The 19,474-nt window shown below is 58.4% G+C and carries 22 protein-coding genes and 1 tRNA gene; 11 read left to right on the top strand and 12 right to left on the bottom strand.

Annotated features, from left to right (window positions below):
* The first annotated feature begins 123 nt into the window (after positions 1 to 123).
* Positions 124 to 1,368 (top strand): AGE family epimerase/isomerase, encoded by a 1,245-nt coding sequence (locus ACK9YZ_RS14025; RefSeq protein ID WP_416064228.1) that lies wholly within the window; start codon positions 124 to 126, stop codon positions 1,366 to 1,368.
* 10 nt (positions 1,369 to 1,378) lie between these two features.
* Here the strand turns inward: ACK9YZ_RS14025 and ACK9YZ_RS14030 are convergent, their stop codons facing one another.
* The 7 genes from ACK9YZ_RS14030 to ACK9YZ_RS14060 form a co-directional block, all read right to left on the bottom strand.
* Entirely contained in the window at positions 1,379 to 2,002 is a 624-nt protein-coding gene (locus ACK9YZ_RS14030) for a DUF2799 domain-containing protein (protein WP_416064229.1), read from the bottom strand.
* A 119-nt stretch (positions 2,003 to 2,121) separates the two neighbouring features.
* Positions 2,122 to 2,610 carry a heme-degrading domain-containing protein gene (locus tag ACK9YZ_RS14035; RefSeq protein ID WP_216755271.1) on the bottom strand — a complete coding sequence of 163 codons (489 nt, stop codon included), beginning with the start codon at positions 2,608 to 2,610 and terminating at the stop codon, positions 2,122 to 2,124.
* A 109-nt stretch (positions 2,611 to 2,719) separates the two neighbouring features.
* Positions 2,720 to 3,463, bottom strand: coding sequence for an aspartate/glutamate racemase family protein (locus tag ACK9YZ_RS14040; protein ID WP_416064230.1), 744 nt, complete (start codon positions 3,461 to 3,463; stop codon positions 2,720 to 2,722).
* A gap of 1 nt (position 3,464) precedes the next feature.
* Positions 3,465 to 4,286: an ABC transporter permease gene (locus ACK9YZ_RS14045; RefSeq protein WP_183731260.1), complete on the bottom strand. Its 822-nt coding sequence runs from the start codon at positions 4,284 to 4,286 to the stop codon at positions 3,465 to 3,467.
* Position 4,287: 1 nt separating this feature from the next.
* Complete coding sequence (locus tag ACK9YZ_RS14050; protein ID WP_416064231.1) at positions 4,288 to 5,199, bottom strand: ABC transporter permease; 912 nt, start codon at positions 5,197 to 5,199, stop codon at positions 4,288 to 4,290.
* Between the two features lie 101 nt (positions 5,200 to 5,300).
* Positions 5,301 to 6,602: an ABC transporter substrate-binding protein gene (locus tag ACK9YZ_RS14055; protein WP_183731266.1), complete on the bottom strand. Its 1,302-nt coding sequence runs from the start codon at positions 6,600 to 6,602 to the stop codon at positions 5,301 to 5,303.
* A gap of 29 nt (positions 6,603 to 6,631) precedes the next feature.
* Positions 6,632 to 7,720 (bottom strand): ABC transporter ATP-binding protein, encoded by a 1,089-nt coding sequence (locus ACK9YZ_RS14060; protein WP_216755275.1) that lies wholly within the window; start codon positions 7,718 to 7,720, stop codon positions 6,632 to 6,634.
* Between the two features lie 265 nt (positions 7,721 to 7,985).
* Here ACK9YZ_RS14060 and ACK9YZ_RS14065 point away from each other — a divergent pair, with 265 nt between their 5' ends.
* Complete coding sequence (locus ACK9YZ_RS14065) at positions 7,986 to 8,696, top strand: GntR family transcriptional regulator (RefSeq protein ID WP_416064232.1); 711 nt, start codon at positions 7,986 to 7,988, stop codon at positions 8,694 to 8,696.
* 4 nt (positions 8,697 to 8,700) lie between these two features.
* Here ACK9YZ_RS14065 and ACK9YZ_RS14070 read toward each other — a convergent pair whose 3' ends face one another.
* Positions 8,701 to 9,108 (bottom strand): DUF4174 domain-containing protein, encoded by a 408-nt coding sequence (locus tag ACK9YZ_RS14070; RefSeq protein ID WP_216755276.1) that lies wholly within the window; start codon positions 9,106 to 9,108, stop codon positions 8,701 to 8,703.
* Between the two features lie 94 nt (positions 9,109 to 9,202).
* Entirely contained in the window at positions 9,203 to 9,586 is a 384-nt protein-coding gene (locus ACK9YZ_RS14075; RefSeq protein ID WP_216755277.1) for a hypothetical protein, read from the bottom strand.
* 318 nt (positions 9,587 to 9,904) lie between these two features.
* On the opposite strand from ACK9YZ_RS14075, the gene ACK9YZ_RS14080 reads away from it, so the two are divergent.
* The 3 genes from ACK9YZ_RS14080 (at position 9,905) to ACK9YZ_RS14090 (ending at position 10,819) form a co-directional block, all read left to right on the top strand.
* Positions 9,905 to 10,111 (top strand): hypothetical protein, encoded by a 207-nt coding sequence (locus tag ACK9YZ_RS14080; RefSeq protein ID WP_416064233.1) that lies wholly within the window; start codon positions 9,905 to 9,907, stop codon positions 10,109 to 10,111.
* A gap of 9 nt (positions 10,112 to 10,120) precedes the next feature.
* Positions 10,121 to 10,336: a hypothetical protein gene (locus tag ACK9YZ_RS14085; protein WP_416064234.1), complete on the top strand. Its 216-nt coding sequence runs from the start codon at positions 10,121 to 10,123 to the stop codon at positions 10,334 to 10,336.
* Between the two features lie 234 nt (positions 10,337 to 10,570).
* A complete protein-coding gene (locus tag ACK9YZ_RS14090) occupies positions 10,571 to 10,819 on the top strand; it encodes a DUF2934 domain-containing protein (protein WP_216755279.1) in 249 nt (82 codons plus the stop codon).
* A gap of 8 nt (positions 10,820 to 10,827) precedes the next feature.
* Here ACK9YZ_RS14090 and ACK9YZ_RS14095 read toward each other — a convergent pair whose 3' ends face one another.
* On the bottom strand, positions 10,828 to 12,768 hold the full coding sequence (locus ACK9YZ_RS14095) for a DUF5054 domain-containing protein (protein ID WP_416064235.1): 1,941 nt from the start codon (positions 12,766 to 12,768) through the stop codon (positions 10,828 to 10,830).
* A 603-nt stretch (positions 12,769 to 13,371) separates the two neighbouring features.
* Complete coding sequence (locus tag ACK9YZ_RS14100) at positions 13,372 to 13,557, bottom strand: hypothetical protein (RefSeq protein WP_113300036.1); 186 nt, start codon at positions 13,555 to 13,557, stop codon at positions 13,372 to 13,374.
* 126 nt (positions 13,558 to 13,683) lie between these two features.
* Between ACK9YZ_RS14100 and ACK9YZ_RS14105 the strand changes: the two genes are divergently transcribed.
* The 3 genes from ACK9YZ_RS14105 (at position 13,684) to ACK9YZ_RS14115 (ending at position 15,475) form a co-directional block, all read left to right on the top strand.
* Entirely contained in the window at positions 13,684 to 14,409 is a 726-nt protein-coding gene (locus tag ACK9YZ_RS14105) for a LuxR family transcriptional regulator (RefSeq protein ID WP_216755282.1), read from the top strand.
* Between the two features lie 212 nt (positions 14,410 to 14,621).
* Positions 14,622 to 15,287, top strand: coding sequence for an acyl-homoserine-lactone synthase (locus ACK9YZ_RS14110; RefSeq protein WP_113181131.1), 666 nt, complete (start codon positions 14,622 to 14,624; stop codon positions 15,285 to 15,287).
* A complete protein-coding gene (locus ACK9YZ_RS14115) occupies positions 15,284 to 15,475 on the top strand; it encodes a hypothetical protein (RefSeq protein WP_183731300.1) in 192 nt (63 codons plus the stop codon). Before ACK9YZ_RS14110 ends, ACK9YZ_RS14115 begins: the two co-directional genes overlap by 4 nt.
* 208 nt (positions 15,476 to 15,683) lie before the next feature.
* Here the strand turns inward: ACK9YZ_RS14115 and ACK9YZ_RS14120 are convergent, their stop codons facing one another.
* The gene (locus ACK9YZ_RS14120; RefSeq protein WP_216755284.1) at positions 15,684 to 16,052 is read right to left on the bottom strand and encodes a response regulator; all 369 of its coding nucleotides are present in this window, start codon (positions 16,050 to 16,052) and stop codon (positions 15,684 to 15,686) included.
* Positions 16,053 to 16,244: 192 nt separating this feature from the next.
* Between ACK9YZ_RS14120 and ACK9YZ_RS14125 the strand changes: the two genes are divergently transcribed.
* From ACK9YZ_RS14125 to ACK9YZ_RS14135, 3 genes are all read left to right on the top strand, one after another.
* A tRNA-Ile gene (locus ACK9YZ_RS14125) sits at positions 16,245 to 16,320 on the top strand.
* Between the two features lie 112 nt (positions 16,321 to 16,432).
* Positions 16,433 to 17,602, top strand: a complete 1,170-nt coding sequence (locus ACK9YZ_RS14130) for a hypothetical protein (protein ID WP_416064236.1) — start codon at positions 16,433 to 16,435, stop codon at positions 17,600 to 17,602.
* A 1,257-nt stretch (positions 17,603 to 18,859) separates the two neighbouring features.
* Positions 18,860 to 19,450, top strand: a complete 591-nt coding sequence (locus ACK9YZ_RS14135) for an ankyrin repeat domain-containing protein (protein ID WP_416064237.1) — start codon at positions 18,860 to 18,862, stop codon at positions 19,448 to 19,450.
* The last annotated feature ends 24 nt before the right edge of the window (positions 19,451 to 19,474 follow it).

Genomic DNA, 19,474 nt, shown 5'->3' on the forward strand with positions numbered 1-19,474 from the left:
TATCTTTATGTCAACATATGCCTATCGCTTTAGGCCGTTGCAGGCCTTGGCGGATGACAGACTCGCCCAGCCCCTATATAGGCGTTTTCCTAAAGGCATTGTGCACGAATTCGGAGGAGTATCATGGCACCTGCACTCGGCAACTGGTCCACCCGCGCCTATCATCGCGGCTGGCTGCTCTCGCAGGCCAACGGCCTCTTCGATTTCTTCCAACACAATTCCATCAATCCCAAGGGTGGTTTCTACGACCTCGACGACGCCGGCAAGCCGCTGAACGCCGCAGGCCAGGTGCGCCCGCTCCATATCGCCTCGCGCGCCGTGCACTGCTTCTCGATCGGCACGCTTCTCGGCCGCCCGGGTGCCGCCGATGTGGTCGACCACGGCATGAACTACATCTGGAACCACCATCGCGACCGGAACAACGGCGGTTACTTCTGGTCGCTGGATAACGACGGTCCTGTCGATTCCAACAAGCAGGGTTACGGCCACGCCTTCGTGCTACTCGCCGCCTCCTCGGCAAAAACGATCGGCCATCCGCTCGCTGACGGCATGCTCGCCGATATTACCGAGGTCCTGAACACGAAGTTCTGGGAAAACAAACATGGTGCCATCGCAGAGGAATTCACCGCGGACTGGCAACCGCTCGACGGCGGTACCTATCGCGGCCAGAATTCCAACATGCATCTGACCGAAGCGCTGATGGCCGCCTTCGAGGCAACCGGCGATCGCGACTATCTCACGAAGGCCGAAAGCATTGCCGATCTCGTCATCCGCCGTTCCGCTGGCTCGGTCGGCTGGCGCGTCGCCGAACATTTCGATGCCGAATGGAACCTCGATAAGGATTACTATCATCCGAACGAAATGTTCCGCCCGGCCGGCACGACGCCGGGCCACTGGCTGGAATGGACCCGCCTGATCCTGCAACTCTGGGCGCTCGGCGGCAAGAAGATCGACTGGATGCCGGATGCGGCAAAAGCCCTCTTCGAACAATCCATGGTACTCGGCTGGGACAACGACAAGGGCGGCTTCTTCTATACGCTCGACTGGGCAGACAAGCCGGCCAAGCGCAACAAGCTCTGGTGGCCGGCCTGCGAGGGTGCTGCTGCTGCGCACTTCCTCAACGAACACCTGCCGAGCGATTATCACGAAGAATGCTACCGCAAGATCTGGAACGTGATCGAGCGCAGCTTCATCGACCACAAAAACGGCGGCTGGCACGAAGAACTGACGGAAGATCTCGTGCCCTCACACTCGCTCTTCCCCGGCAAGGGCGACATCTACCACGCCCTGCAGGCCTGCCTTATCCCGCTCTTCCCGGCAACGGGCAGTCTTACCAAGGGCATCGTGGAAGCCGGCGGCAAGCTCTGAGACAAAAGCCTCAGTAGCCAGGCATGACCGGCGGCGGTGCATTCGGATTCTGCTGGAACCACTGCACCTCAGCGCTCGCGTCATCAAGTTCGTCCTCAACGTCGCGCTGCTCTCTACGAATGCGGCGCATATCGTCTTCGAGATCGTCCATCCGCCGGCGGATATCATGCCGGTCCGCATCGGGCGCATCCTTGAGCTTGCGCGACAGGTCGTCGATCTCGGCTTCCTTCGATCCGTAATCGCTCTGCAGCGAGCTTAGCCGTGATTGCAGCGAATGCTGGCGGTTCCCGAGCGTATAGCCGCGCAGGAAGCCTGCAGCCGTCGCCGGTGGGCAGACATTGGAGTAGCCGTGGCCCGCCTGCCCGTGCATCAGGCCGCTCATCGGCGTGCAATAGCGCACGAGACCGGCCTGATAGCCCTGATACCAGATGGTCTGGTCGGGCACGATCTTCACCCGCTCGCAGGATTTGGCATGCGCGGCAAAACGCTCCTGCGGCTCGTATCCGGCAGCGCCGTCGGATTCACCAATCACCCGCCAGTCGGCGGCGACGCATTCTTCCTTTGAAAGCGTATTGCAGGAAACAAGGAGAAGGCTGAAACCAATGGCAGCAAAGGCAAAGAGCAAACGTAACATGATGTCCCGCAAGTCACAAAACAGGGCGCACCTTATCGTCACGAAATAAAGCCGTCACCGGGAACGGATCGCGATCTTGCGCTTTTCGTGGCTTTTATTTGTCAGAAATGCGGCAGAATTCACGCCAGCCGCAGCATATCGAGATCCTTCGCCAGGATAAGCGCCAAGGCTTCGACTGCGAGGTTGTGATCGTCCCGCTGCGGCAGGCCTGATACGGTGACGGCGCCGATGCAGCCGGTGCCCCTGACATTGATTGGGAAACTGCCGCCATGCGGCGCATAGTCGGCGCCGGAAAGACCGTTGTCCTCGACCGTCTTGCCTTCCTTCTGCAGCTTGAGGCCGGAAGCGTAGCTGCTGCGGAAATAGCGGAAGACCATGTTGCGCTTGCGGCGCACCCAGTTGACATTGTCAGGCGTCACACCCGGCAAGGCCGCGTAGAAGACCGGCATGGAATGCAGCGTGATATCGATTGCGATGCCGAGGCCGCGTTCGGTGGCGAGTTCCTGCAAGAGCTTGCCGAGCTGCCATGCCGTCGTCAGATCGAAGGCGTCGAAGCTCAGTGCCTTTTCCTGCTCCGCGATACGGATCAGATCCTCGTCGATCGACATGGTACGGCTCTCCTCCAACGTGATAATCGGCTGCGACAATTCTCACGCGAGGGGGAAAAGTAAAGTCAAAACTTGGCGCTATGCACCATTGCGAGTGTTCGCACCATGTTCAGCCGGCTGCCCGGATCGGCGCAAAACCGCTCATCGCGCCCATGAAATGTTTGGGCAGCGGAGAGGCATAGGAACCGCGCTTGCTGGTCGAAAGGCCGAGCGAGACCAGCGCTTCCGCCTGCTTCACGGCAGCCGCGACCCCATCGATAACGGGCACGCCGTAGACATCCTGCAGTTCGCGCGCCAGATCCGTCATGCCGGCGCAGCCGAGCACGATCGCCTCCGCACCATCTTCCGAAAGCGCCCGTTCGATTTCCGCTTTCAGCTTGCCGATCGCGCCAGATCCAGCATCTTCCAGTTCCAGCACCGGAATATCCGATGCCCTCACCTTCGCACGACCACCCATGCCGTAACGACGCACGAGATTATCGATCAGCACCCGGGATCGCTCCAGCGTCGTCACCACCGTGAAGCGCTGGGCAAGGAAGCCTGCTGTAGCGACAGCGGATTCGCAGAGCCCGAGAACGGGCACGTCAGCGAAGGTGCGCGCGGCATCGAGCCCGGTATCGTCGAAACAGGCGACGATCGCCGCATCGTAGCCGGCCTCCTGCCGCTCTTTCAGTTCCGTCAGCAGACCGGGAATGGCGAGCGCCCCGTCGTAGTGCCCCTCGATGGAAACAGGCCCCATGCGTGAGGTCGCGGCAATGATGTCGGTGCCGGCGGCAGCGACCGCACGAGCGGCAGTTGCCGCCTTCTCGGTCATGGAAGCGGTGGTATTGGGATTGACGATCAATATGCGCATGTCAGCGGGTCTTTGCCTGCCGCCGGCCGAGCATCATCATGATGCCCAACGCGACGAGAATGATGGTGAAGGAGAAGAGCGTCGTGACCGTGCCGAGCGCATAGAGCACCGGCGTCGTGACATTCGTGGTCATGCCGTAGATTTCGAGCGGCAACGTGTTGTAGGTGCCTGACGTCATCAGCGTGCGAGCGAATTCGTCATAGGAAAGCGTGAAGCCGAAGAGACCGACGCCGATCAGGCTCGGCGCAATCATCGGCAGAACGACATGCCGGAACGTCTGCCAGGAGGTCGCCCCGAGATCGCGCGCCGCCTCCTCGTATGCCGGCGAGAAGCGATTGAAGACGGCGAACATGATCAGCACGCCGAAGGGGAGCGTCCAGGTCAGATGCGCACCGAAGGCCGAGGAATACCATGCCGGCCGCAAACCGCCTTGCTGGAAGACGACGCCGATACCAAGCGAGATGATGATCGAGGGCACGACGAGGCTTGCGACTGTCGCATAAAACAGCACCGATGAGCCGCGAAACCGCCGGCGGAAGGCAAGGCCGGCCATCAGCGAAACCACGACGGTCACGATCATCACCATCAGGCCGAGAATGAAGGAGCGCTGGAAGGACGCCCCGAAATCGCCGACCGCCTGCTTCTCGAAGAGATTGAAGAACCAGTGCGTCGAGACGCCGTTCAGCGGGAAGGTCAGGCCGCCATCCGGTCCCTGGAAGGAGAGGATGACGATCGCCGAGAGCGGCCCGTAGAGAAAGAGCACGAAGACAGCGAAGAAGAGTGCCAGCACATAGAATTCGAAGGAGCGTTTTTCGCGATTCATCTCAGAGCTCCCTGCGGATATCGACGACGCGCAGAATCGCGGCGACCATCGTCAGCACCACTGCCAGCAGCACGACCGCATTGGCGGCAGCGGCCGGATATTGCAGCAACGACATCTGGTTCTTCATCATCAGCGCCACCGAGGCGCTCTGCCCGCCCGACATGACCTGTACGGTGGAAAAATCCGCCATGACAAGCGTGACGACGAAGATCGTGCCGATCGCCATGCCGGGCTTGGCAAGCGGGATCACCACATTCCACAAGACCTGCCAACCGGAAGCACCGGCATCACGCGCCGCTTCGAAGAGCGAACGGTCGATGCGCATCAGCGTATTGAAGATCGGTGTCACCATGAAGAGCGTGTAGAGATGCACCATGGCGAGCACCACGGCGAAATCCGAATAGAGCAGCCATTCCACCGGCTGCGGTACGATGCCCATCTGCACCAGCGCCGAATTGACGAGGCCATTGCGGCCGAGCACCGGGATCCACGAGATCATGCGGATGATGTTCGATGTCATGAAGGGCACGGTGCAGACGAGGAAGAGGATCATCTGCGTCGAGGTCTTGCGGATATGGAAGGCCAGGAAATAGGCGACCCAGAAGCCGATGAAGAGCGTCAGCGCCCAGACGATGACAGTGAATTTCAGCGTGTTGAGATAGGTCTTCCACGTCACCCATGAACCGAGCGTCTCGGTATAGTTCATGGTCAGGAAATCGGGATAGAGGCCGGCGAAATCATAATCCCAGAAACTGACGACCGCGATCATGGCGATCGGCAGGATGAAGAAGAAGCCGAGAATGGCGATCAGCGGCGTGGCCTGTAGATAGGAGATCGCCCATGGCGCAAGCCGTAGGGCGCGTTTGGGCGCCTCCGCTGCCGATATCGTCTGCTCTGAAGCGATCGTGGCCATGTCTGGTCCTTTCGTTCATCAAGGAAGAAAGGAGAGGTCGTCAAAGACCCCTCCCCAACCCTCCCCACGAGGGGAGGAAAAGCGGCAAACGCCGACGTGCCTCAGGCGGCGATGAATTCGTTCCAGCGGCGGACCATGTAGCGGTCTTCATCCATGACGGAGTTCCAGCATGCCACATGACCCATGCGCTCTTCGAACGAACCACCATCGCGAACAGCGCCGGCCTTTTCCATGACCTTGCCTTCCGGCGAAAGGATATCACCCTGCGCCGCCTTGCCTTCGATCCAGTAGCCCCATTCGTCTGCCGTCATGAAGTTCTTGGCGGTATCCATGCAAGCGGAGTAGTAGCCCTGACGGTTGAGATAGCCGCCGACCCAGCCAGAGGTGTACCAATTGATATATTCGTAGGCGGCGTCGAGCTGCGCGCCCTTGAGGTGCGCGGCGAGGCCGAGACCGCCACCCCATGAACGATAGCCTTCCTTGAGCGGCTGATATTTGCAGGCAATGCCCTTGGAGCGGACGGCGGCGACGGCCGGCGACCACATGGACTGGATGACGACTTCGCCCGATGCCATCAGGTTGACCGACTCGTCGAAGCTCTTCCAGAAGGCGCGGAATTGGCCGTCCTGCTTTGCCTTGATCAGGAACTCGATCGTCTTGTCGATCTCCGCCTTGGTCATGTTGCCCTTGTCGGCATATTTGATGTTGCCCAGAGCTTCCATGATCATCGCGGCATCCATGATGCCGATCGACGGGATGTTGAGGATCGAGGTCTTGCCCTTGAACTTCGGATCCATGATATCAGCCCAGGTGGTGATCTCGCGGCCGACGAGGTCGGGACGAATGCCGAGCGTATCAGCATTGTAGATCGTCGGCATCATGGTGAAGAGCTCGGTCTCCCCCTTGGCGAAAGTCTTGGCATCCTTGCTTTCGACGTAGCCAACGGTGTGCGGTGCCGTGCCCTGGGCAATGACGCTGTCTGGCTTCAGCTTGCCGTTCTTGAAGAGCGGCACGACCTGGTCGTAATATTTCAGCTTCTTCACATCCATCGGCTGGATGACGCCGGCCGGATAGACCTTTTTCAGGATCCAGTATTCGATATCGGCAATGTCGTAGCTGTCAGGCTGGGTGACGGCGCGCTGGGCAGCGGCGTCGGAATCGGTCGCCGTCATCTCCAGCGTGATACCGAGATCGGCTTTGCACTTCTCGGCGATCGCATTGATGTTCGAAACGCCGGTACCGAACTGGCGAAGCGTGATGTTCGTCTGCGCCCAGATGGTCGGGAAGCCGGTGATGGCGCCCGAGCCGGCAATGGCGCCGACGGCGGCAGCACCCGTCTTCAGAAGCGAGCGGCGGGAAATACCCTTTTCCGCTTTCGTCGTGGTTTTCGTTTCAGTCGTCATGGCAGTTCCCCTTTTTTTGATGCTGAAGGTCACGCGGAAACGCGGCCGAGGAGGACGGCATCCTCCAGAGCCCAACTCAGAGACACCGCATCGCCGACCGAGACCGGCTTTGCGAAATAGTCGCTGTCACTTGCGATGACGGTGAAGTCGTCGCTGCCGGCTCCGAACACGGTGATCTTCACCGAGGAGCCGCGATATTCGATGTTGGAGACGATACCGTTGAAACCGAGGGTCCATTCGGTCGCCACCTGGAGGCGCACGCGGTCGGTGCGGATGCCGATATCGATGGGCTCGCCGATCTCCCTGCCAGTCCCGCGCACGGAAAAGCTCTGCCCCTCCGGCACCTGCATCACGACAACGCCGTTCTCGCTCGATGTCACCCGGCCGGAAAGCACGTTATGATCGCCCATGAAACGCGCAACGAAGGCGGTTGCCGGCTTCTCGAAAACGTCGCGCGGTGCAGCGGCCTGTTCGATGCGCCCGTCATTCATGATGACGATCAGGTCGGCGAGCGCCATCGCCTCTTCCTGGCTGTGCGTCACATGCACGAACGTGATGCCGAGCGTCTTTTGCAGCTTCTTCAGCTCCGCCCGCATGCGGATCTTCAGGAACGGGTCGAGCGCGGAGAGCGGCTCGTCGAGCAGCAAAGCTTCCGGATCGGTAATCAGCGCACGCGCCAGCGCCACGCGCTGCTGCTGGCCGCCCGAAAGCTGCGCCGGCCGGCGGGATGCATAGGCATCCATCTGCATCAGCTTCAGCATGTCGAGCGCCTTGGCGCGACGCTCTTCCTTGTCGACACCCTTCATCTTCAGGCTGAAAGCAACATTGTCGATAAGGTCGAGATGGGGAAACAGCGCGTAGGACTGGAACATCATCGCCGTGCCGCGCTTTGCCGGCGGGAAATCGGTGACGACGACATTGCCGAGGCGGACATCGCCCGATGAAATGGTCTCGTGACCGGCGATCATGCGCAGCGTCGAGGTCTTGCCGCAGCCTGAAGGACCCAGAAAGCAGCAATAGGAACCTGCCGGGATTTTAAGGCTGATGGCATGCACTGCGGTGGTCGCGCCATAGACCTTGGAAACGGATGCTATATCGATCTCTGCCGCTTTCGACATCGTGTCTTCCTCTGTTCGAGAAAGACGATGCATCTGCCGTGCCAATTTGCCGGGCGCATTCCAAACCCTTACAAATCATGAATTTTTCATGACATAATGCGCCCTGGCGAAAGAGCGGACATTTTTCGCGCTGCACACAAAATGGGCTTTCGTGCTCAATTCGTGCAAAAGATCGTATACAATTCTGACTAAATCCTGCTCACAAAATCCGTTTAACTTTTGAGACGAAGATGGCTATGTTTACTGACATCAAGGAACCGATTTCATGAAATCTGCCGCCAGCGCCATGAGTCAAGACGATACCCAGGAAACGGGCGTCCCGCAGATCCGCGATGCGATCAGGGACGCGATCGTCGAGCGGCGCCTGTCACCCGGCACGAAACTGTCGGAAAGCGATGTCGGCAATCTCTTCAACGTCAGCCGCACGTTGGCGCGCGCTGCCTTGCAAGCGCTATCCTATGAAGGTCTCGTCAGCGTCGAAAAGAATCGCGGCGCTTTCGTCGCCTATCCCTCCCCGGAAGAGGCCCGGCAGATTTTTGCCGCCCGCCGGTTGGTCGAGCCCGGCATTCTGCGGGAAGCTGCCGCCCGCATCACACCATCCGATATCCAGCACCTGAAGCAATTGCTTTTGGAGGAAGGCCGGCTGATGAGCGAACGCGGCCAGACGGCAAGGCGGGCAGAGATCAAGGCGTCGGGCGATTTCCACCTGACGCTCGCGGCTATATCCGGTAATGCGATCATGCAGCGCTTCATGGAAGAGCTGGTCGCCCGCTCATCCCTGGTGATCGCGCTCTACGGGCAATCGACGGTGTCAAGCTGCGGCCATGCCGAACACGGGGACATCATCGAGGCGATCGAACGCAGGGAACTCGACCGCGCCTGCCATCTGATGCTGCACCATATCGCCCATATCGAGGCCGATCTCGACCTGCGTGAACGCAAGAGTCTCGGCCTCAAGGAAGCATTCGAACTCTGAGAGATCAGTGGCCTGGTGAAGGGAGATCGGCGGCGCGGCTGATTTCCTCCACGCTCATCGGTTCGCTCGAGCGCAGCTTGATCTTGCCGTCAGCGCCGATCAGCACCAACCCGAATTCGCCGTTGAGCGGTCCCTGAAGCTGTTCGCGCACATCGTCGGCATCAAGGTCATGTCCATCCTCGAATAGGGAGAATGCACCGCCGCCGGCGATGGTGAAGACCTCGATATCGTCTTCGATCAGCCGCATCTGCGATTTGCGCAGCAATTCGTCCTGAATGATCGGCCTGTCGTCCTCGGCGTCGGCAAAGACGATCAAGATATTCTTCTCGCCCAGGAACTGTTCCAGCGATCGCGGCAGATGAGGCTTGCGGACGCCGGATCCGATGATTTCTTGCAGAATGGATTTCAACATGATGCTCATTCCTTCTCTGCCTGTTTCAACGGCTGGAAATGAGCACGGTTCCCGAATGGGGGAGGATCGCGGCCAATGCCGCGATCCTGTAGGGCTATTCGCGCGGTTCGCCTTCGGATGCGCGCGTCGAAAGCGCGACGATGTCAGGCGTACCATTGGCGAGAAGGCGCTTGCGCACCAGAACGCGCATGACGCGCGCCGCCGTGGAAAAGGTCATCTGGTCCAACGGTCCCTCGCCCTCCCAGGGTTTGGTCAGCCGTTCGGTGACGGCGCTGACGATATTGGCCGGGACGATATCGGTGCATTCGCGCATGGCTTCGAAAACGAAGCTGATAGGGATGACCCTGCCTTCATAGGTAACGATCGGCTCCGTCAATTCGCTGTCCCATTCCTCATAGGCGTAAAGCGCCTCGCGGAAGAGCTGCTGCAGGGTAAACGGCGCATGTCCGTTGTGAAGTGGCGGCAGTGCATTCATCATGTCTGTCTCCTCTGTGGATTAAGCCAGCTTCCTCAAGACCCGGTCCGGATCGACGCGGAAACAAAAGCTCGACTCCTCCTTCGGACCGGATACACGATTCATTTTATAGAGTAACACAGGCGTGATAAAGCCATTTCTGCCCGCCGACTTGGCCGGAGCATCTAACCGATTGAAATTCATTGCGACTTGGCGGCATTTTTTGTTGATTAGACAGGCTCAAACAGCGTTTTCGCCTGTAGACAGCATCGGAAAGGCGGATTTGGAACCTTTAAGGCGCTGACAGGTTTTTCCCCCGCAAGCAGTCTGGGGAGATCAGCAATGACGCAAATTCACCAACCTGAACGACGCAGCCGCACTCTGCGTGGCCGCCCCTATAGTCTTCATGAGTTCGCCGCCAAATATGGCCTCAAGAACGAACAGGCCGAAAGCCTCTTCACCCGCTTCGGTCCGTCTTCCATCGAGTTGGACTTGTTGATGGCGGCCAAGCGCCGTCCGCCAGTTCAGCCCGACCTTATCCGCGAGTAGGATAGAATCGTGAGCAGCAAAGACAAAATCCGCAAAGATGCCGGAGGACAGTTCGCCCGTTCGGACGAGGGCCGCCGGAACGACGGCGTCTCCAGCGCGAAGCCGCGCGACATCACTCATTCCGATGATGCCACCATCCATCGCACACCGCCCGGCCAGAGGTCGCACAAGGACTGGAACGTCAACCACGACGAAGCCAACAGCGAGCGGTCACGCCCTGAATGACCGCTCCTCCCTCTGCGGCCTCCTGAAGCGAAATTTCACCGAATATGTCGGGAACACATCTCAGGTGAAATCGTTCTTCCGGTGAGCATGGCGAAAGGCCATGCGGCCCCATCGAAAGCCGGCATATTTTGCCGGCTCCTTCTACACGATCGGCTTGAAGTGCCGCCTTTGGCGGGAGGCCGATCGTGTGGAATCGAAGGCGGGTAAAAAGATCGGCGCAAGAAGGACGGAATTATGAGCAACACCTCCAGGCATGAGTGGATATGCAAGCGAGCCTATGCGATCTGGGAAGCGGAAGGCAGGCCGCACGGCCGCGATGCCGAACATTGGCTCCAGGCAACAGCCGAACGCGAGAGGCTGGAGCGCACTCGTGCCTCGACGGATGGCAATGAAGTCCTCGTCAAATTTCGCCCGAAAGCGCCGAAACCACGCAGGCCGGCTGCTCTCGGCTACCAACGCCAAAAGCTGTCGCGGGCCGGTTAAACGCACAACTATTCCAAACTGATCCGGAAACGGGTCGAGAAATCTCCTTCCCACCACATCGGGAAGTTGGTTCCCCATTTATTATTGTGCAGGTTGAAGCGGATTCCCTCTTCAAAATCCGGCAAGCCTTTGCAGAAACTCATGAAATCCCAGCTCTGCGGCGCGACCAGCGGCGTGTCCAGGGGCTCGATGAGGAGCGCCCTTGCATCGCTTCCAGCATCCTCGAAATCGCCCCGGACTGCAGTAACGGCCTGAAGCTGAGCTCCACCGGATCTGGCAAAATTTCCGGATGGGTGCCAGAGACCCATCTTCCTGAAGGCCCAGCCCTTTGCGACCCCGGGCGTAAAGGAAAGGAAACTTGCCTCCGGCATGCGGTTCGCCGGCTTGTCGCGCAGCGAAAGGCGCAGTTCCAAGGCATCGCCATCGGCCGAAAACGCGACAGCGAGCTGGCGCGGTGCGCCGAAACGTTCAACAGCCTCAGTGGGCATGGACAGCAGAAGCCCTCCCTCGCCGGCACTTTTAAGATCAGGCATGAAAATCTTGGAGAGCGCAGCACCCGAACGGTCAAGCCCCGGCTTGTCGTGATCCAGCACCGCCCATTCCTGGCGATGGGTGAGATAGCTGTCCATATGCCTGTTGACGTCGGCAGCATCGTAGCTCTCATAGCGATAGGCGATCAGAGAGCCAGCACGGCCGGTGATCCGCCGGCCCTGCGGTGATGTGAGCGCCGTGACATCACCCGTCACCTCATTCAGCTCGATCGACCAGCCGCCGGCGCTGAGACGGGTTTCGCGGCGTACGCTGTCGACGAGCGCCGGCGCAAAAAGCTCCGCAAGTACAGCCTGTGCCTGCTGCTGATCATCGGCATCGAGTTCGGCGACGGCCTGGTCGATATAGCCGCGCTGCTCGTCCCACGATGCCTCGGTATAGGCGAACCGGTAGTCCGTTTTGCGAGCAGCCTTGAAATCGGCTTTTGCCCAGGCCCTGTCGTCGCGCAGGTAGGATTTGATATCCACCCCGCACGTATGCTCCGCCACCATGGCAAGCCCGCGCCCAAAGGCGAGCCGCCGCGTATTGAGCCCCTCGCCGACAAAACGGTCATAGAGCCGCTGCAGGGCCAGAAACTTCGCCGTCTTCAAGGGATCGGCGGCGCTGCCATGGATCCAGCTGTCGCCCAACTCCAGCTCCAGCACCGGAAAGCGCTCGCGCTTCTCCCAGAGGATCGCACCATAGTCCTCCAGCGTCGCCGCGCGGATGATCGCGTCAGGCTCATGGCGGCGCATGTCGCGATAGGCTTCGGCAGTCTGCGGCACGCTCTGCGGGCCGATATTGTCCTGCGTGTGCGCAAAGCTCAGCCCGTCGTCGAAACCTTCGGGGAAACACGTCTCGCCATAGGAGCGCTGGTACATGACGACGACTTCCGCTCCATCAGGCGCGCGCCAGCGGAAAACATCGGGCACATCAGGCGGCGGGGAAGCGGTGTTGACGCCGAGATGCAGGAAGCGGATGCCGGCCTCGGCCAGCAAAGGCACCATGCCGAGGGTGTGGCCGGGAACGTCGGTCATCTTCGCCGCAATCGTCGTCCTGCCGAAACGGCGGTCGAGATCCTGCGAGTAGGAAAGACCGGCGCGGAACAGGTCGGGTGACATCAGCTCCGTGTGGGTGGTGAAAGGCAGCCCGTGCCAGCGGATGAGTCCCCGCTCGATCGCCTGCTCGAGTGCTGCAACCTCGGCAGGCGAACGCGAATTCAGATGATCCCAGATCAGCCACGCGCCCGTTGTCCAGATGAACTTCGGCTCTTCAGGGTTTTCGGCATGGAAATGCGCGCCGGTCTCGATCGCCTGCGGGATAAAGCGTTCGTGATACTGACGGCGGACTTTTTCAGCATGATCCGTAAAGCCGATGTCGAGATGGGTCTTGAAGACCAGGTGCACGCGCTTTTCTGTCATCTGAATTCCGCTAGATCAGTCCTGCCGTCATCCAGCAGCGTTCATGAGGCGCAACACAATTGATCTTTCGTTCGACACGAAATCCTGATCCTCTCTCAATATGGCACAATGGCGTTTTGTGTAATCGTTTCCACACACATCTTTGCGCTTCACGGTAACGATCCGTCAAGCATATTTGCTTGAGAATCCCCGTAGATGCTGGATATCTCATAGAGTTGGACCCTGCCTATCTTGCTTCCGGCAGACAACGCAACTTAAGTGACGACAAAATGTGAAAGCGTGTTCATCCGCCGTTAACCTGACCGGCCAAGACCGTGCATTCGCGATACACCTGTCATCTTGCTGCTTTACACGATATGAAACGGACCTCCGGCTGATGGCCTCCATGATCGAATTCCCCGCCCATGTCCGCCGTTCCGATCAGGCGAACGAACTCATTCTCGCGCGCAAAATTCTGCTGGGAACTTGCAAAATGGCCATGTCGGGGCAGGCCGTCTTCTGGCGGTGGCGCGGCATCAAGGCAAGGCAGCGACCCGTCCGGCACGCACTCGGCAAGCCTCTGTGTCGAAGGAATTCGTGACTGATGTAACGATAAAGGAGTGACTATTTCTCTTCACAGAGCGTCCGATGAACCTCTGTCCAGAACAAGGCAAGCAACGTGTCGCCGTTGCGTTCGGCGACGAGCGCGCGGATCAGCGCCTCGGAGCCAGCCATGTCCTGCCAGCTCGATTTCAGCCCTTTGGCGGCCTGATGGCATTCGGCGATATCGAACGTTCTCTTGCTGTCCATCTGGAGCCTCCCCGGAAAAGGCGCTAACAGATGGATCTGGAAAAGTCATTCCCCGCATATGTGGGGATGCCTTGTATTTTTGACATTCCTCGCGGTAGGATTGAACGGTTTGAGACAGGCGGCACGATGACGGAAAATAGCTATTCGCAAAAATTCGAAGCCGTTTTCGAACAGATCAAGGCTGCGGAAAATGTCGATGCTTCCATCCGCATTTTCCAGGCGGGATATGCCGTGGACTATGTCACCTATCACCTCGCTCAGACCATTGCGGCAAAGATAGACGCCCCTTTTGTGCGCACCACCTATCCGGATGCCTGGGTGTCTCGCTATCTGCTCAACAGCTATGTGAAGGTCGATCCGATCGTCAAACAGGGCTTCGAGCGCCAGCTGCCCTTCGACTGGAGCGAGGTCGAGCCGACACCGGAAGCCTATGCCATGCTCGTCGACGCCCAGAAGCACGGGATCGGCGGAAACGGCTATTCGATCCCCGTTGCCGACAAGGCGCAGCGCCGCGCGCTGCTGTCGATCAATGCCCGCATTCCGCTCGATGACTGGACCTCCATGGTCAAGCTCTATCGCAATGAGTGGATCGAACTCGCCCATGTCATCCATCGGAAGGCCATCTACGAGCTTCACGGCGAGAACGACCCGGTGCCGACGCTTTCCCCGCGCGAAATCGAATGTCTGCATTGGACGGCACTCGGCAAGGACTACAAGGACATCGCCGTCATCCTCGGCATTTCCGAACATACGACCCGCGACTACCTGAAAACCGCACGCTTCAAGCTCGGCTGCGCCACCATTTCCGCGGCCGCCTCGCGGGCCGTGCAACTGCGCATCATCAACCCCTAAGCTTTTCCGGATTGGTTTGGAACATTCTGTTGGCTCAAACGGGCCGGTCGATCAGACCGCCCGTTTCAGAATGATTTATGCTGACCAGAAAACACTCTGAACGCCCCCCCTCATATGCGGGGGCTCATCTGTAGGCACCCATATGAGGGAATTTCCGATCCCGCCGTCCTGAACCATTCTGCCCTCACGAACCCAACACGCTGGAGGGCAAAATGTTCGTTATCATTCAGGCACATGAGTATCAGAAATACGCTTTCATACTCGACCAGATGTTCCGCCTGCGCAAGAAAGTCTTCGCGGATACCCTTGGCTGGAACGTTCCGGTAATCGGCCCCTTCGAGCGCGACAGCTATGACTCGCTCTGCCCGGCCTATCTCGTCTGGTGCAACGAAACCCGCACCCGCCTTTACGGCGGCATGCGCCTGATGCCGACGACCGGACCGACCCTCCTTTACGACGTCTTCCGCGCAACCTTCCCGCAGGCAGCCAATCTCGTCGCCCCCGGCATCTGGGAAGGCACCCGCATGTGCATCGACGAGGAAGCAATCGCCGACGATTTTCCCGATGTCGATGCCGGCCGCGCCTTCTCCATGCTGCTGCTCGCACTTTGCGAATGCGCCCTCGACCACGGCATCCACACGATGATCTCAAACTATGAGCCGCATCTGAAGCGCGTCTACAAGCGCGCCGGCGCCGAAGTCGATGAACTCGGCCGCGCCGACGGCTACGGCAAGTATCCGGTCTGCTGCGGCGCCTTCGAAGTTTCCGAACGCGTGCTGGACAGGATGCGCGCATCCCTCGGCATCGATACCCCCCTCTACACCCGCTACGTCCCGACACGTTCCGTCGTGACGCAATTCCTGGAGATGGCAGCATGAACCGCTTGAACGAAACCACCGTGCAAAAAGATATCGGCGCGCTGGAACGACATATCCTCGCATCCCGCGATATCGCCACGCAGATGGGAGACCCCTTCCTCTCCTATCTGCTCTCGATGGCTCTCTTCACGATCTACGAGAAGAAGGCGCATCAGGAAAACGACCTGCTGAAGAGCAGCTACAACTGAGCAATTCCAGCAAAAGTGCTTGAGCGCTTTGCGTCCGGAATTGCGTGAAAACAAGGATATAGAGCATTTCCGTGACGTGAAGAAAATGGAAATGCTCCAACGGGTCCCCCGGGGCCAGCGGCCGGGCTTGAAGCAGACCTCCCCTTCAGGCTCGGCTGCGCCTCCTGATCTCAGGCGCCTTGCTGGAACTGGCCAGAACTGGCCGCAGCTACCGCCTCATGGAAGCGATCGCCGAAATCAAGGCCTCGTGCTGATAGGGTTTCGGCAGGAAAGCGGTGTTGGCCGGCAGCGACATGGGATCGAGCCGCACCATGCCCGAGGTAATGATGATGCCGATATTCGGCCGCATCGCCCTTACCCGCTTGGCCAACTGGATGCCATCCATCGAACCGGCCATGTTGACGTCGGTGAAGAGGATATCGACATCGTCGCGGGCCTTCAGAAGCACCATCGCCTCATCCGCATTCCCGGCCTCGAGCGCCACGTGCCCAACATCTTCAAGCACATCCAGAATATTGAACCTGATCAGCGGCTCATCTTCGACAATGAGCACCACGGCACCCTGGGAAGCCACCATTCTGCGATTGCCCTCTTCAGATCCAGTCTGACAGGAGTAAATGTAGCCCTCGTGCGAAGGTTCCAGAGGGCAAACCGGAAATATGCATCGTCCACAGATGCTTGCGCTCATGGCTTGTGACTGTCCCGGATTTGCGTTAAGCGGACACAAGCCGCGGGTGCCATTGCCCCGGCTGACCGCACCCTGGGTGCCGGGCCTGTAGCTCAATGGTTAGAGCCGGCGGCTCATAACCGCTTGGTTGGGGGTTCGAGTCCCTCCGGGCCCACCACTTTTCTGTCAGCCATCGGCCCTTAGCAGGTCGACCACCTCCCTTGGCACTGTTTTTTGCCCCTGAAACTCGCTATTTCTCACAACAGATTTTGTGCCCGTTTGGGAGTAACATGGCCCTCGTCAGCCGCATAATAGGAGACTGCCCTGGCTGTGGCGCCAAACAGGCATTTGGCAACGTGAACGTCTATTCGCGGTACGTGTACCGCGGCTGCGGACGTTGCCGATACAATGAGCAAGTTCCGCTGCCTGAGCTGAAGAAGAAGGTTCTGTATTTAGACCAGTTCTTTTTTAGTCACGCCTTCCGCGCCAACGACCAAAAATTTGTCGACGCTGCTAAGCACATTTCCAGTCTTACCGCGAACCAACAACTGGTTGTGCCGTTCTCGAGCATCCACGAAGACGAAACTCACATGTGGGAGCGGTACGCGGAGCTCATGGAGTTCATCAAGCACACGTCACGTGGTTACGAGTTCAAGCCTGCCTACTGTATCGAAGGTGACCAGTTGCAAGATGCTTTCCACGCTTGGCTTCACAACGAGCGCGTGGAGCTTCAGAAAGCTGACGCAATCGACGACGACATCGATGTTTGGGATGGATACTATCGAATTGACGTGGGCGGGTACAACCGCGACCGTGACCTTGTCAGAAAGGGCAAAACCGACGCAATCGAAGGGTTGATTGATCTTTTCCCTCACTGGCGCAACTCGACCAACAACTTTGAACAAGACAAGATGTTAGAGCATGAAGCAGCCGCCAAGGGCTACATCAACTCTTATGTCACATATTTTATGCGGCTGATTTCAGGCGACTACTCAGCCCTCGTTGACTCCCCCATTATGTCACAGATCGTAGAAGGGATGTTGAGCCAGTTGCCAAAAGAGATGGAACATAAGGCCAGGCTGCAACGGGTTGTTGAGTTTTTCTCAACGGAACAGTTCCGAGAAGCGCCGGTGCAGGACCTGAAGAGCCGGATCTTTGCCACCCTCAAAATGCTGGTGGTCCAAGGCGCCTATCAGAACAGAGATAGTGCTCTCAAGAAGCTTTCCGGCTTCTATTACGACGTGGATCACATTTCGACCTATGCGCCCTATTGTGACGCTATTCTCATCGATGCCCCCATGCATGAAATCGTGGGCCGGCAGCAGGTGAATTTAGGGGAGCGCTACGGAGTGAAGGTGTTCAGCCGCAGCAACTGGGAACAGATGCTAACTTGGTTCGATGAGATTGAAGCGGAGATGACCGACGAGCACCGGCAGGCGCTCGCTGTTGCATATACCTAGCTGCTTTACTTGCCCCTCCCGCGAACATTTTCTTCTGCTGATCTGTCGATGTCATTGTGTGGCCAGGTGATGCCGCCTGTGACGTGAATTGTGGTGCGGATCACGCCTAGCTAGTTATACGGCCTTGCCGCTTGCCCATCTCGAAAGAACTCAATTGCATCATCCAAGTTGTTGCGCTACAATTTTACAACCTCGATAGAAGTAATCTACCAGGCTCTCAAAGAAGGGAAGCTTACCATGGCAAATTGGCAAGTCGGAAGTAATTGGGAAATAGTTCAAGACAATGGATTTCGTGTTTTCCTTAACCTGACACAAAACAACGATAAGGTCAGTGGCTCAGCAAGAACTGGCGACGGCTCTCACGTGAGTTCGCGACTTGAAGGTTTTGTACGAGACAACGAGCTTCACCTGTCAATACTTTGGAAAAATGGCGCAGACGGAAGGTACATAGGGTCCTTCAAAGGGGAAGGTTTCCCGGCCGGTCAAGCGGTTCTTGAGGGCTTTACTGGAGACCTTGCACATCCGTCGAGCAGTACAAGGTGGATCTCGGACAACGTCATCTTCAAATTTTCGTAGGATGAGCCGCTCCGCTCTCCCCAGGAACGAACGGCGTGATGAGAAAATGTGCCCAACATAGATATCTCCTCTCTAGCTGCGACGTCATCGCGAGTGAGGGCAGTATGGGAATCTCGTCGACCGCGCGAAAGCCGGCATGCCATTGTATTTCATAACAAAATACGCATCCCAAGGAATTTCCACCCACATATGGAAATCTCTTTTGGATTACATCGGTGGGGCGCCTGCGGTTGGCTAAGGACAGGCGACCACCGGAAGTTCAAAAACCTCAAATTTTTCGGCTTGAAGACGCCTTGAAGCCTTCCACTGCCTTTTTCGAAGAGGTTTTGAACGAGGCGCCCTCTCTGCGCTCTTGGAGCACGATAGGCAGTTCTCAGCGTCGGCAGGTGTCAAAACGTGGGTTTAGCAAATGGGCGACGGATCCGGCCATAACGCTTGTTTTGCAGGCTTTTCGCGGCAATTACCACTTAATCCCGTAGATTCCCACATTTTCCGGATATCAGTGTCAGACAACAGCCGCACCAGACGCGGCGCTGCCGGCTGGCTCAGTGAACCCAATGAATGGTAGTCGATCTCGATATAGCTGATGACGCCGCCGTTTATTGTCGCCTCCTCATATTCATGATAGCTTAGTTATACTTTCGCGCTTGTAAGCCAGGGATGGCAAGACGGGGGTGCGCGATGAATGCCTTTTGGCTCAGCTTCATCTGTTTCGGCCTTGGGATCTCCGCTGCTACGGCAGGCCCACTGCATGATGCCGCGCGCGAAGGCAATGTCGAGCGCGTCAAGCAGCTTGCGGATCAGGGGGTAAACCTCTCCGAGCCTGATGATACCGGGGAACCGGCGCTGCTGATCGCGGCCCTGTCCGGCAAGGCCGATGTCGTCACTCTTCTTCTCGACCGCGGCTGCGACATCAAAATCCGCAACAAGGGCGGGCTGACGGCCCTGCATGCGGCGGCCTATGGCGGCCATCTCGATATCGTGGAACTGCTGGTGGCGAAAGGCGCCTCCGTCAACGACCACGACAACTTCTACAATATGACGCCGCTGCATGCGGCGGCCGAGGAAGGTCATGCCGATGTCATTGCCTTCCTGCTTGCGCAGAAAGCCGATATCGAGCCGAAGGAAAGGAACGGCTACACGCCGGTGACCCAGGCCGGATGGCGGTCACACTGGAACGCCGTCACTCTTTTGTTGAAAGCGGGCGCCGCCTGTCAGGGAGCGGACCTTACGGGTCAGTGGCTCTATGACGAATGCACGAAGCGAAAATGAGCGTGCGCGCCTGAAAAACGGGAG

This window comes from Rhizobium sp. ZK1 (assembly GCF_047782645.1).
Lineage (GTDB): Bacteria > Pseudomonadota > Alphaproteobacteria > Rhizobiales > Rhizobiaceae > Rhizobium.